Origin of the sequence: Streptomyces sp. SID13726 (assembly GCF_010548375.1) — a bacterium.
Classification (GTDB): Bacteria; Actinomycetota; Actinomycetes; order Streptomycetales; family Streptomycetaceae; genus Streptomyces.
Genome location: NZ_JAAGLY010000013.1, coordinates 164,104 through 176,442 on the forward strand (window position 1 = coordinate 164,104; position 12,339 = coordinate 176,442).

Consider the following 12,339-nt stretch of genomic DNA (forward strand, 5'->3'; position numbering starts at 1 on the left):
CCGGGTTCGTCGAGCAGGCGTACGTGACGTAGGGGTGTGGTCCTCGTCCCGAGAGAGGCGGACGTCGATCCCGTGTCACTAAAGCGCGTTAGTAGCAGGTGCGCAAGTGCTGCCGGGTTCGTGGGAGCCAACGGCGGGCAGGTGTGACGAGCGCTGCGGGGCGTGCGCCCGGGTCAGACCGAGCCGCGCTCGATCACCCGGGTGACCTCGGGTCCGGCCGGTACGCTCCGGCCTTCGAGCAGGCTGGTGACCGCCTCGACGAGGTGGCGCGCGGTGTCCCGCATGTCCACCGCCACCATGGTCAGCGGCGGAGCGGCGAGGCGCGCGGCCGGGGAGTCGACGGCTCCGATCACCGCCAGATCCGACGGCGCGGTCAGCCCGTGCTCGCGCAGGCCCGCCAGGACGGCCAGGGCGGTCACGTCGTCGTGGGCGCACACACCGGTGACGGCCGCCTCCCGCCAGGCCGCGACGGCGTCGACCGCGGCTTCGGCTCCTGCCTCGTCGCCGGGAACGGTCAGGGTCACGGGGGCCGGTACGCCGTGCTCCGCGCAGGCTCGCCGGAGCGCTCTCAGGCGCATGTCGCTCGCCTCGGCCAGGCGCTCGTCGTGCGGGCGGGCGTAGCCGAGCCGGCGGTGCCCCGCCCTGAGCAGCCGCTCGACCTGCAACCGGGCGATGCTGTGCTCCCGGGCTCCCCAGATCCACTGCGCGACGGGGTCGGACTCCGCGGTGAGGGAGACCACGGCGCGCACGCCGTTGCGCCGCATCGCGGCGACGTCGCTGTCGGGCAGGTCCCATGCGAGAACGGCCACGGGCGTGATGGCGGTCCAAACATCGCCGTCGGGCTTGCGGGACCACGGGTGGATCACCGCCGTGAGCCCGACCGTCGCGAACTCCGCCGCCAGGAACTCGACCAGTGCGCCGAGGTCGGTCAGCGGCAGTTGAGGGGGCTGATAGAGGAGTACGACGTCGCTGCGGCCGCGGCTGAGCGTGCGGGCTTCCGCCGAGGGGGCGTAGTGCAGTCGTGCGGCCGTCTCGAGGACGCGCTGCCGCGTCGACTCGGAGATCGTCTGCCCCTTGGTGCCGTTGAGCACGAAGCTGACGGTGGCCCTGGAGACTCCGGCCTCCCGGGCGACGTCGGCACTGGTGATCCGGCCCCCCGGCCGAGCGGCGGCCTCGCCTGCCATCCGTGCCCCTTCTCTCCTTGTGGGTGTCCCCCCTCGGAGGTACTGTACCGTCACTCACTAACGCGCGTTAGTGATGCGGTTGGTGGATCGTCGCCATGGGAACCGCGACCTGTCATGCCGTTTCGTCGACAACCGCACGGCGGCGGCCCGAGAGGGCCCCGACAGCCGTCCGGTGCGGCCGAGCCGCGACGCCGTCCGGCCCGACTTCCTACGAGCACGGAACCCCAGGAGCTGACCATGCCCGAACCGCTGACCTTCCCCGACGGCTTCCTGTGGGGCGCGGCGACCGCCGCGCACCAGGTCGAAGGCGACAACACGACCAGTGACTGGTGGGAATGGGAGACCGACCCGGCGCCCAAGGCGCCCCTGGCGGAACCCTCCGGTATCGCCTGCGATCACTTCACCCGCTACAAGGACGACATCGCCCTGCTCGCGAAGCTCGGGCTGAACACCTACCGGTTCTCCGTGGAGTGGGCGCGCATCGAGCCCCGCCAGGGAGAGTTCGACCGCGAGGCGCTCCGGCACTACGCCGACATGGTCGACACCTGCCTGAAGCACGGCGTCACCCCGGTGATCACGCTCCAGCACTTCACGCTGCCGGCCTGGGTCACCCGTGCCGGCGCCTGGACGAACCCCGGCCTTCCCGCCTGGTTCGCGCGCTACACCAGGCACGTGATGGAGCACCTGGAGGACCGTGCTCCCTACATCTGCACGATCAACGAGCCCGGCAACATGATCACGCGCGGGTATCTGGGCACCTTCCCCACTCCGCCCTTCGTCCGGAACCTCGACGCGTTCGACACCGCGGCGGCAGGAGTGAACGCCGCGCATCGCAGCGCCCGGGAGGTCATCCGTGAACTCGCGCCCGGGGTCAAGGTCGGTATGGCACACGCGCTCCAGGACTGGCACGCCAACGAGGGCGGCATGCCCGCCCTGCGCTGGGCGAGGGAACTCCACGAGGACCGGTTCTTCGCCGAGACCGCCGAGGACGACTTCCTCGGCGTCCAGACCTACACCCGCCTCGATGTCAACGCCCCCCGGATCCTCCGGCACGTCAGCGCGGCACTGCTGCGCAATCGCCGTCTGACGCAGGCGCTCGCCCTGCCGTATCTGCACAGCCAGGCGGTGGCCGCCGTACCGGTGGAGGGAACGCCCGACGACGGGATCCGCCGCACCCTGATGGGCTACCGGTGGGCACCGGAAGCGGTCGAGGCCACGATCCGGCGAGTGGCGCACCTCTTCCCCGGCAAGGAGATCGTCATCACCGAGCACGGTGTCGCCACCGCCGCCGACGCCGACCGGGTGGAGTACCTGCGGGCGGGGCTGCGGGTGGTGCACCGGCTGATCGGCGACGGACTGCCCGTCACGGGATACGTCCACTGGTCGCTGCTGGACAACTTCGAATGGTGGGACGGCTACCGGCCCACGTACGGGCTCGTGGCGGTCGACCGCACGACTCAGGACCGGGTCGTCAAGCCGTCGGCCCACTGGTACGGCGATGTCGCCCGGACCAACCAGGTGCCCGCGTGACCCGATGCCCGGCGACGGGGATCGGCCGGGGCGCCGGGTCGCTCCCACTCTCCTTCCTCACCACCACACCGACAAGGAGTTCTCATGTCGTTCCGCTGGGGCATCGCGGGCACCGGCGCCATCGCCAACGGCTTCGCCGACGCACTGGGCCGCCTGCCGGACGCGCAATTGGTCGCCGTCGGCTCTCGCAGCCGGGAAAGGGCTGACGCGTTCGGCGAGAAGTACGGCGTCGCACCCCGGCACCGGCACACCTCGTACGAAGACCTGGCCGCCGACGACGGCGTCGACGTGGTCTACGTCGCCTCGCCGCACTCCCATCACCACGAGCACACCTTGCTGTTCCTGAACGCGGGGCGCCCGGTGCTGTGCGAGAAGGCGTTCGCGCTGGACGCCGGGCAGGCCGCCGACATGGTGGCGGTGTCCAGGAAGCGGGGCCTGTTCCTGATGGAGGCGATGTGGAGCCGGTTCCTGCCGGCCTACGTCAAGGTCAGAGAGCTGCTCGCCGAGGGCGTCATCGGCGAGGTCCAGTCCGTGGAGGCGGACTTCGGCCTCCGGTTCCCGGCGGATCCCGCACACCGGCTGTTCGATCGCGCGCTGGGCGGCGGTTCCCTGCTCGACCTGGGTGTCTATCCCCTGTCGCTGGCCAGCATGGTGCTGGGCACGCCCGACCGGATCACGGCGTACGGCACGCTCGGCCCGACCGGCGTCGACGAGCACGTCGCCGTCCTGTCCGGATACGACAGCGGCGCGGTCGCGCTGGCCCAGAGTTCCGTGCGGGCGACCCTCGGCTGCACGGCCCGTATCACCGGAACCGAGGGCTGCATCGAACTGCCGTTCCTGATGCACTGCCCGGACGAACTGACCGTTCAGTCGCGGGGCGTCACCGAACGGCTGAGCCTGCCCGCCGCACGCGAAGGCGACAGCGGCGACACGGCAGGCGGTGGCCTGCACCATCAGATCCGGCACGTCCAGCAGCGGCTCCACGCGGGGGAGACGGAGAGCGACGTCATGACGCTGGACGAGACCGTGGCGGTGATGCGCACGCTCGACACCGCGCGCGACCAGATCGGCCTGAGCTACGGGAGAACCTGACGGCACCCGTCATCGGGGGGCAGGGTCATGGCGATCGCGTGGGTCCTGTCGGACAGCGTGACCGGCCGCTCCGGGCCCTGCCGTCACCCGGTCTCGGTAGGGGGGCAGCAGGTGCCAATACCCGCCGTCGCGCCCCTCCCGCAGGCAAACCTCCGGTGAACAGGGCGTGCATCCGGCGGACTTGTCGTTCCCCACTGAAAAGGTGGACTTCGCGGAACTGGTACGAGCGCGTCACGTGCACGCAGCACACACTTAACACGGGTCCGGCACATTGGTGGGTGTCGGCAGGGCGGGAGCGGCTCCCCGCCCGGGCCGGCGCCGAACGTCCAAGGACCTCCGGAGCGGCTCCCGGACCTCCATGGACGCCGGACGTGAGACCTGGCCTGACCTGGTCGACGTCCTTCGCGGGGACCGCCGTCGTCCCGCCCCCCGGCAACGGGGGTGCGGCGGTCCCCGCGCACATCCTTGTCCAGAGGCCGGCCGGCCTCAGCCCTCCCAGTCGCTGTCCTGCGAGGACGGCCTCCCGCGCCTGCCGCCCCGGAAGAGGTCCGGGTTGACGCGCAGCGCCTGGAAGGCGTTGACGCCGACGATGCCGACCCAACTGACCAGCAGGCCGGGCAGGTGGGCGACGCCGCCGCCGATCGCCGAGAGCGGGATCGCCAGCACCAGGGAGACGATGCCGAACCCGAAGCGCTCGCCGAACGAGTCCGTCGACTTGGGCGTACGGGCGCCCCGGGCCGTCACCATCTGCTGCTCGGCGAGCTGGCGGCGCAGCCGGCGGTCCACCGCGCCGTCGATCCGCTGGTCGACCTTCTCCAGGAACGAGTCGACCAGCGCGGACTCGTACTCCTCGCCCAGTTCCCTGCGCGCTTGCAGGGTGGCGTTGAGTTCCTTCTTGAGTTCGGGGTCCCGCGCGTCCATTCCGGTCATGGGAACCACGGTAGGAGGCCGGGCCGCCCGCTGCACTGGGGTTAGCCCCCCTGTTGCGGCGGGGGTCCTTCCTAGGCCAGCCCGTGCTGCTTCGCGTACGCGTTCGCCACGTCCTCCGGGTCCTTCTTGTCCTTGTCGACCTGGCGGTTCAGCTCGGTGAGCTGGGCCGTGGTCAGGACGTTGCCGAGCCGGGCGAGGGCCTTGCGGACGGTGTCGTCGGCCTTGCGGTCGGCGATGAGGGGGACGATGTGCTGGCCCGGGATGAGGTTCTTCGGGTCGGTGAGGACGACCCAGTGGTTGGCCACGATGTCGGTGTCGGTGGTGAAGAGGTTCGCCACGTCCACGTCGCCCTTCTTGAGGGCGCCCTTCACCAGCGGGCCGGAGGAGTCGAGGGACTTGAACTCCTTGAACTCCACGCCGTACACGTCCTTCAGGCCGACCACGCCCACCTGGCGCTTCTTGACCTCGGGCGCCGCGCCGATGACCAGCTTGCCGTTCTGCTTCCGCAGGTCGGCGAGGGAGGTCAGGCCGTACTTCCGCGCGGTCTCCTGGGTCACCACGAACGCGTCGGAGTCCTCGGCCATGCCGTACGGCAGCACCTGGAGGCCGGCCGGGAGGGCGACGGTGAGGGCGTTCTGCATCGCGCCCTCCTCGGTGGCCGTCGCCTTGGGGTCGAGGTAGTGCAGCAGGGCGCCCTGGTACTCGGGCAGCAGGTCGATGTCGCCGCCCTTGAGGGCCGGGATCAGGATCTCGCGGGTGCCGAGGTTGGGGCGGACCTTGGTCTTCACGCCGGCTTTCTCCAGCACGGCCGCGTACAGGTAGCCCAGCACCTGGTTCTCGGTGAAGTTGGCGGTGCCGATGGTGACCCCGCCCTTGCTGGAGCCGCCCCCGCCGGAGGCGCTCCCGCCGCCGTCGAGCGAGGTGATGCCGCTGGAGCAGGCGGAGAGGGCGGGCACGGAGGCCGCCGCGAGGAGGCCGCCGAGGAGAGTGCGTCGGTTCATCTGAGGGTCCCTAGGCAGTGCGGTGGCGGAAGAGGAAGCGCTGGAGGGCGGAGAGGAGGAGGTCGAGGGTCACGGCGACCACCGCGACCAGCACCGCCCCGCCGAGCACCTGCACGAGATCGCGCTGGGCGAGGCCGTCGAAGACATAGCGGCCGAGGCCCCCGAAGGAGACGTAGGCCGCGATGGTCGCGGTGGCCACGACCTGGATCAGTGCCAGGCGCAGGCCGGTCATGATCAGGGGGAGGGCGAGCGGCAACTCGACCTGGAACAGCACCTGGTGGCCGCGCATGCCCTGGCCGCGGGCGGCGTCCTTGACGTCCGGGTCCACCGCCGACATGCCCGCGTAGGTGTTGGTGACGATCGCCGGGACCGCGAGGGCGACCAGGGCGACGTACACCGGCAGCATGGACAGTCCGCCGGCCAGGAAGACCAGCACGACCAGGCCGACCGTCGGCAGGGCGCGGCCGAAGGACGCGAGGTTGATCGCGACGAAGGCGCCCTTGCCGGTGTGGCCGATCAGCAGGCCGAGCGGGAGGCCGATCGCGGCCGCGATGAGCGTCGCGAGCAGCGAGTACTGGAGGTGCTCGGCGAGCCGGTGGGCGATGCCGTCGGAGCCCGCCCACTGGGAGCCGCTGGTCAGCCAGGAGCCGAGGTTCTTGAGGAGTTCGTACATCGCTCAGGCTCGCTTCCTGCGCCACGGGGTCAGGACGTACTGGAGGGCCACCAGCAGGGCGTCCGCGACCACGGCGAGCAGGATCGTGAGGACCACGCCCACGATCACCGGGGTCGGGAAGTTGCGCTGGAAGCCGTCGGTGAAGAGCTGGCCGAGGCCGCCGTCGCCGATGTAGGTGGCGACCGAGACGAGGGAGATCGACATGACGGTCGCGATGCGCACGCCCGCCATGATCACCGGCAGCGCGAGGGGGAGTTCGACGGTGAGGAGCGTGCGCAGCGGGCGCGTGCCCATCGCCTTCGCGGCCTCCTTGGTCTTCGCGGGCACCGAGTCGAGGCCCTCGACGGTGTTCCGCAGCAGCACGACCAGCGTGTAGACGGTCAGCCCGATCACGGTCGTGGTCCGGGTCAGTCCGCTGACCGGCAGCAGGAGCACGAAGATCGCGATGGACGGGATCGTGAACAGGACGTTCGAGAGCCCGAGCAGGAAGCCGCGCAGCGGGCGGATCCGGTGGGCGACCACGGCCAGCGGGAGGCTGATCAGCAGGCCGAAGAAGACCGCGCTGAGGGCCGCCTGGAGGTGCGAGATCGTCAGGGTGGTGAGGTCGTCGGTGTGGCCGGAGATCCACGACCAGTCGATGGTCATACGGCCACCCGCGCATCCGTGTGCGCCTTGCCCGCGTGGGTGTGGATGTCGTCGCGGGACGAGACGCCCGTCAGGACGCCGTCGGCGTCGACGCGGGCGACCAGGCCGGTGGGGGAGGCGACGCACTCGTCGAGCGCGGCCAGCAGGGAGTCGCCGTCCGTGAGGGGCCGCACGGGGAGTTCGGTCTGCTGCGAGGCCCAGTGCAGGGGCCTGCCGGTCTCGTCGCAGACGAGGGTCCAGGTGTCGCCCTCCGGCGCAGGGCCCTGCGGGACGGCCGCCAGCGTCGTCAGAGAGAGCAGCTTCAGGCCGCGCTCGGCGCCGAGGAAGTCGGCCACGAAGTCGTCGGCGGGGCGCGCGAGGAGTTCGGCGGGCGGGGCGCACTGCACGAGGTGACCGCCGGTGCGGAAGATCGCGATGCGGTCGCCGAGGCGTACGGCTTCGTCGACGTCGTGCGTGACGAAGACGATGGTCTTGTTCAACTCCTTCTGGAGCCTGAGCAGTTCGTCCTGGAGCTGGGTGCGCACCACCGGGTCGACCGCGCCGAACGGCTCGTCCATGAGGAGCACCGGCGGGTCGGCGGCGAGGGCGCGGGCGACCCCGACGCGCTGCTGCTGGCCGCCGGAGAGCTGGTGCGGGTACCGCTTGCCGGCCTCGGCGGTCAGGCCGACCGTCTCCAGCAGCTCGGCGGCCCGGGCGCGGGCCTTCCTGCGCCCGTGGCCCAGCAGGAGCGGGACGGTGGCGATGTTGTCCAGCACCGTGCGGTGCGGGAAGAGGCCCGACTGCTGGATGACGTACCCGATGGAGCGGCGCAGTTCGGCCGCGTCCTGGTCGGTGACGTCCTTGCCGCCGACCTTGATCGTGCCGGAGGTCGGCTCGACCATACGATTGATCATCCTGAGGGTGGTCGTCTTGCCGCAACCGGAGGACCCGACGAGGACGGTCACGCCGCCTTCAGGCATGTCGAGGGTGAGGTCGTGGACTGCTGTCGTGCCGTTGGGGAAGCGCTTGTGCACCGCGTCGAACTGGATCATGAGTTGTCCCTTGCCCGGCTGTATAACGTCATGCAGAGTTCTCGGTAGCTGAATGGATTGTCAACGGTTCGGTGTTAATCCGAGGTAACGGATGTCCGTCAGGCAAGATCGAATGTCCGGATTGATGGGAGTTTCCACCTAATGTCGTCTCGGATCGTGGACACGCCGGATGCCTTCTCGATCGGTCACACCGGCCTGGTGGTCCTCGACGGAATCGGCCTCGGTGTCGCGGACGTCGTCCGCCTCGCCGACGGCACCGCCCGCCCGGTGCCCGGGACCGACGGGATGAAGCGGGTGACGGAGTCCTGGGACGCCGCCCGCCGGATCGCCGCGACCGGACGCGTCTACGGCCGCTCCACCGGCGTCGGCGCCAACCGGAACGAGGCCGTGCCCACCGAGGCGGCCGCCGAGCACGGGCTGCGCCTGCTGCGCAGCCACGCCGGCGCGATCGGCGAGGAACTCCCGGCCCGGCAGGTCCGCGCGATGCTCGCCGTCCGCGCCAACCAGCTCCTCGCGGGCGGCGCCGGACTGCGGCCGACCGTGGTGACCGCCCTGTGCGAGGCGCTGGAGAACGGCGCGTACCCGGTCGTCAACGAGTTCGGCTCGGTCGGCACCGGGGACATCGCGGCGCTGGCCCAGGCGGGCCTCGCGCTCGCGGGGGAGCACCCCTGGCGGGACGGCGGCGGGGGTGCCCCCGACGTGCTTGAGGCTGTAGGGAGGGGGAGGCCCGGCGCGGGTGGCCTCGGCGGTCCGGTCAGGCCGGCCGGCGCCCCCGAACCCCAGCCCCTCGACAACAACGACGCCCTCGCCTTCATCAGCAGCAACGCCCTCACCCTCGGCCAGGCCGCCCTCGCACTGCAGGAACTGCGCGGGCTGATCGAGGCCACCCAGGTCGTCGGGGCGCTGTCACTGCTGGCCGTGGACGGGTCGCACGAGGCGTACGCCGCCCCCGTGCACGCCGCCCGGCCGCACCGCGGGTCCGCCGAAGTGGCCCGCCGGATGCGGGAGTTCATCGGCGCCGAGGACCGGCCCACCCCACCGCTCGGGCGCATCCAGGACCCGTACGGCTTCCGCTGCCTGCCCCAGATCCACGGGCCCGCCCAGGACGCCGCCGACGCCCTGGAGGAGGTCCTCGCCATCGAGATCAACGCGGCCGCCGAGAATCCGCTGATCGACGCCCAGGACATGGCCGCCTACCACCACGGCGGCTTCTACCAGGCCCAACTCGCCCTCGCCCTCGACCACTTCAGGCTGGCCCTCACCCAGGTCGCCCGGCTGTCCACCTCCCGGCTCTCCACCCTCAACGAGCCCGCCTTCACCCGCCTGCGGCCCTTCCTCGCCGACCCGGAGCCCGCCTCCTCCGGCGTGATGATCCTGGAGTACGCCGCCGGAGCCGCCCTCGGCGATCTGCGGGCCTTCTCCGCGCCCGCCTCACTGGGCCACGCCGTACTCTCCCGGGGCGTCGAGGAACAGGCCAGCTTCGCCTCGCTCGCCGCCCGCCAGACACTGCGCGCGTGCGGCGCGTACCGTCTCGTCGTCGGCTGCGAACTCGTCGCCGCCGTACGGGCGCTGCGCCAGCGCGACCTCAGGCCCGACCCGGAGCTTCCGGTCGGCCGGGCGCAGGAGCTCGCCGAGTCGGTCCTCGACGAGGACCCGGCCGACCGGCCGCTCACGGACGACGTGACGGCGGCGACCGCGCTGCTCGACCGGTTCACGGAGATCTGGAGGGGGAACGAGGCATGAGCGAGATCGGTGGGGTGGACACCCCGGCGGGACGGCTCCAGGCGCTGTTCGAGGGGCACCGGCTGACACCGACCCAGCGGCGGATCGCGCACAGCATGGTGCGGCGGGCGGCCGACGTGCCGTTCCTGTCCAGCGTGGAGCTGGCCGAACTGGCCGGGGTCAGCCAGCCCTCCGTCACCCGCTTCGCCGTCGCCCTCGGCTTCGACGGCTACCCCGCCCTGCGCCGGCACCTGCGCGAGGTAGCGCCCGCCGAGCAGTCGGCCGCCTCGGCGTCGTACAACGAGTACCAGCAGGCCGTCGAGGCCGAGATCGAGAACCTCCGGCACCTCGCGGAGGTCCTCGCCGACCCGCGCCCGGTGCAGCGGGCCGGGCAGCTGCTCGCCGCCTCCCGCCCGCTGCCGGTGCTCGGGCTGCGGGCCGCCGCCTCGCAGGCGTACGGCTTCGCGTACTTCGCCGCCAAGGTCCATCCGGACGTACGGCTGCTCGACGAGGGCGGCACGATGATCCAGGACCGGATCGACGCCGCCGTCCGCGCGGGCGCCACCGCCCTGCTCTGCTTCGCGCTGCCCCGGCACCCCCGCGAGGTCGTGGACACCCTCGCTCACGCCAGGGAGGCCGGGCTGACCGTCGTCACCGTCGCCGACTCCGCCTTCGCGCCGGTCGCCAAGGTCTCCGACCTGCTGCTGCCCGCCGCCGTCGGCACCGGCCTCGCCTTCGACACGGCCTGCGCGCCGATGCTGCTCGGCCGGGTCCTGCTTGAGGCGATGTGCGACGACCTGCCGGACGCGCAGGCCCGCCTGGAGGAGTTCGACGCACGGGCGGCGGCGCGCGGGCTGTTCGTGGAGTAGGAGCCCGTTTTCAGACTCGTCTCACGTTGCCTCGCTAGCGTGCCTCGCGGATGCCGCACAGACACGAGACGGGAGACGGACGTGGCACGCGGAGGACAGGGACTGGTGCGGGTGGCCGTCGTCGTACGGGCCGGAGCCGCACCCTTGTGGTGGGCCGGGGTGTTCGCGGCCGGTGTCGGGCTGCTGGTACCGGGCCTCACGGGACGGCGGATCGGCGTCATGGCAGGAGCCGCGCTGTTCATCGTCGCGGCGGGCGTGGTGTCGTACAGCCGCCGCAAGCGGTACACGGCACTGGGACGCGCGGCCGCTCGCGCGGGCAAGCACGACGTGCTCCAGGACCGTGCGGTCGGGGTGCGCAACTGGCGCCGTGGCCACCGCTGGTGGCTGCTGCTGGCCTGGCTGCTCGCGCTGGGCTGCAACTTCGCCGTGCCCGTCGCGGGCGGCCTGCTGCTCGCCGGGTGCGGTACGGGCCTCTGGCTCAAGGCCGCCTGGCTCGGGCGCCGCGAGCGGGCCGAGGACGCGCTGCTGTGGGTGCGGGTCGACTGGCTCGCCGCGAACGGCGGACGCCCGGCGGGCAAGGCCGTCAAGGCGTACCGCGGCACGGGTGTCGCGGCGGGCGACGCGGCCCCGGGTGGGGCGCGCCGCCGCACCGCGGCACTCGTCTAGAACGGGTCGTACGGGGTCACACCTCCAGGTCGTTCTCGATCTGGCGCAGCTGGTGGCGGGCCATCGCCAGGTTGGACCTCTTGGCGTCCAGGACCAGGTAGAGGAAGAGACCGTTGCCGCCGCGCCCGGCGATCAGGCGGATCAGGTGGTACTGGTCGGACAGGGTGATCAGGATGTCCTCGATCTGGCCCTTGAGGCCGAGGTGCTCCATCGTGCGCATCTTGGCGCGGACCACGTCGGTGTTGCCCGCCGCGGCCACGTTCAGGTCGAAGCCCTTGCTGCCGCCCATCGTGCCGAGCGCCATGCCGCTGGTGTAGTCGACGAGCGCGACGCCGGTCGCGCCCTCGATGGAGGCGAGGGCCTCCTTCAGTGCGGTTTCGGTGTTGGCCATGACTGTGTCTCCTCGGTTCTCTCAACTTTCGGTGGTGGTGCGGGCCACCGTCGGTGCGGTGGCCGTGGCGCGGGTGTCCGCGGGCTTGGCCCGGGGCGTGCGGGCCGCTCTGGTACGTGCCGGAGCGGCCTTGGCGGGCGCCTTCGTGGTGGTCTGCGGGGTCTGCGCGGCCCCGGTGGCGGCGGCCGTGTTGGCCGCGGTGGCCGGTACGTCGATGAGCTCCCCGATCCGCGCGCCCGCCCGGCGGCCCTCCAGATGGAGCCGGCCGACGTTGACCCGGTCCTGGGCGAGCAGGGTGACGACGGCGGCGGGACCCGCCGGGTACGTGGCGACATAGCCGTACACCCCGCGCACGAGCAGTTCGCGCAGCTCGCCCTGGCCGGTCTCGTCCGCCAGCCGGCCGGCGAGCGCGAGGGTGGTTTCGGTGAGCGCGGCCACCGCCGCCGGATCGACACCCGGGGTGTCCTGGGCCAGGACGAGACCGTCGGCATCGGCCGCGAGGGCGCCCGTGAGCTGCGGCACCCGGGCCCGGAGCCGGCGCAGCTCCTCCAGGATCCCGTCCTGAGCTGCTGCCATCAGGTCTCTCCTCTCGGCGCGGAACCGCT

13 protein-coding genes are annotated in these 12,339 nt (G+C 72.0%); 5 read left to right on the forward strand and 8 right to left on the reverse strand.

Features of this window, described 5'->3' with window-relative positions; genetic code table 11:
- Positions 1 to 173 precede the first annotated feature (173 nt).
- On the reverse strand, positions 174 to 1,184 hold the full coding sequence (locus tag G3I78_RS30070; RefSeq protein WP_164430204.1) for a LacI family DNA-binding transcriptional regulator: 1,011 nt from the start codon (positions 1,182 to 1,184) through the stop codon (positions 174 to 176).
- Positions 1,185 to 1,421: 237 nt separating this feature from the next.
- Between G3I78_RS30070 and G3I78_RS30075 the strand changes: the two genes are divergently transcribed.
- Together G3I78_RS30075 and G3I78_RS30080 are read left to right on the forward strand one after the other, a co-directional pair.
- On the forward strand, positions 1,422 to 2,714 hold the full coding sequence (locus G3I78_RS30075; protein ID WP_203615701.1) for a family 1 glycosylhydrolase: 1,293 nt from the start codon (positions 1,422 to 1,424) through the stop codon (positions 2,712 to 2,714).
- 84 nt (positions 2,715 to 2,798) lie between these two features.
- Positions 2,799 to 3,806: a Gfo/Idh/MocA family oxidoreductase gene (locus tag G3I78_RS30080; RefSeq protein ID WP_164430208.1), complete on the forward strand. Its 1,008-nt coding sequence runs from the start codon at positions 2,799 to 2,801 to the stop codon at positions 3,804 to 3,806.
- A 486-nt stretch (positions 3,807 to 4,292) separates the two neighbouring features.
- Here the strand turns inward: G3I78_RS30080 and G3I78_RS30085 are convergent, their stop codons facing one another.
- From G3I78_RS30085 to G3I78_RS30105, 5 genes are all read right to left on the reverse strand, one after another.
- The gene (locus G3I78_RS30085) at positions 4,293 to 4,736 is read right to left on the reverse strand and encodes a hypothetical protein (protein ID WP_203615702.1); all 444 of its coding nucleotides are present in this window, start codon (positions 4,734 to 4,736) and stop codon (positions 4,293 to 4,295) included.
- Positions 4,737 to 4,807: 71 nt separating this feature from the next.
- On the reverse strand, positions 4,808 to 5,737 hold the full coding sequence (locus tag G3I78_RS30090) for an ABC transporter substrate-binding protein (RefSeq protein ID WP_164430210.1): 930 nt from the start codon (positions 5,735 to 5,737) through the stop codon (positions 4,808 to 4,810).
- 10 nt (positions 5,738 to 5,747) lie between these two features.
- Positions 5,748 to 6,410, reverse strand: a complete 663-nt coding sequence (locus tag G3I78_RS30095; protein ID WP_164430212.1) for an ABC transporter permease — start codon at positions 6,408 to 6,410, stop codon at positions 5,748 to 5,750.
- A gap of 3 nt (positions 6,411 to 6,413) precedes the next feature.
- The gene (locus tag G3I78_RS30100; protein ID WP_164430214.1) at positions 6,414 to 7,055 is read right to left on the reverse strand and encodes an ABC transporter permease; all 642 of its coding nucleotides are present in this window, start codon (positions 7,053 to 7,055) and stop codon (positions 6,414 to 6,416) included.
- On the reverse strand, positions 7,052 to 8,086 hold the full coding sequence (locus G3I78_RS30105; protein WP_164430216.1) for an ABC transporter ATP-binding protein: 1,035 nt from the start codon (positions 8,084 to 8,086) through the stop codon (positions 7,052 to 7,054). Before G3I78_RS30105 ends, G3I78_RS30100 begins: the two co-directional genes overlap by 4 nt.
- A gap of 141 nt (positions 8,087 to 8,227) precedes the next feature.
- Between G3I78_RS30105 and G3I78_RS30110 the strand changes: the two genes are divergently transcribed.
- The 3 genes from G3I78_RS30110 to G3I78_RS30120 all read left to right on the forward strand — a co-directional run bounded on the left by G3I78_RS30110 (position 8,228) and on the right by G3I78_RS30120 (position 11,343).
- Positions 8,228 to 9,829 (forward strand): aromatic amino acid ammonia-lyase, encoded by a 1,602-nt coding sequence (locus G3I78_RS30110; RefSeq protein WP_164430218.1) that lies wholly within the window; start codon positions 8,228 to 8,230, stop codon positions 9,827 to 9,829.
- A complete protein-coding gene (locus tag G3I78_RS30115) occupies positions 9,826 to 10,677 on the forward strand; it encodes a MurR/RpiR family transcriptional regulator (protein ID WP_164430220.1) in 852 nt (283 codons plus the stop codon). Before G3I78_RS30110 ends, G3I78_RS30115 begins: the two co-directional genes overlap by 4 nt.
- 81 nt (positions 10,678 to 10,758) lie before the next feature.
- On the forward strand, positions 10,759 to 11,343 hold the full coding sequence (locus G3I78_RS30120) for a hypothetical protein (protein ID WP_343243881.1): 585 nt from the start codon (positions 10,759 to 10,761) through the stop codon (positions 11,341 to 11,343).
- Positions 11,344 to 11,359: 16 nt separating this feature from the next.
- On the opposite strand, the gene G3I78_RS30125 is transcribed toward G3I78_RS30120, so the two are convergent.
- Positions 11,360 to 11,734, reverse strand: a complete 375-nt coding sequence (locus tag G3I78_RS30125; RefSeq protein WP_031060095.1) for a hypothetical protein — start codon at positions 11,732 to 11,734, stop codon at positions 11,360 to 11,362.
- Positions 11,735 to 11,755: 21 nt separating this feature from the next.
- Positions 11,756 to 12,310, reverse strand: a complete 555-nt coding sequence (locus G3I78_RS30130) for a roadblock/LC7 domain-containing protein (RefSeq protein ID WP_164430221.1) — start codon at positions 12,308 to 12,310, stop codon at positions 11,756 to 11,758.
- Positions 12,311 to 12,339: the final 29 nt, after the last annotated feature.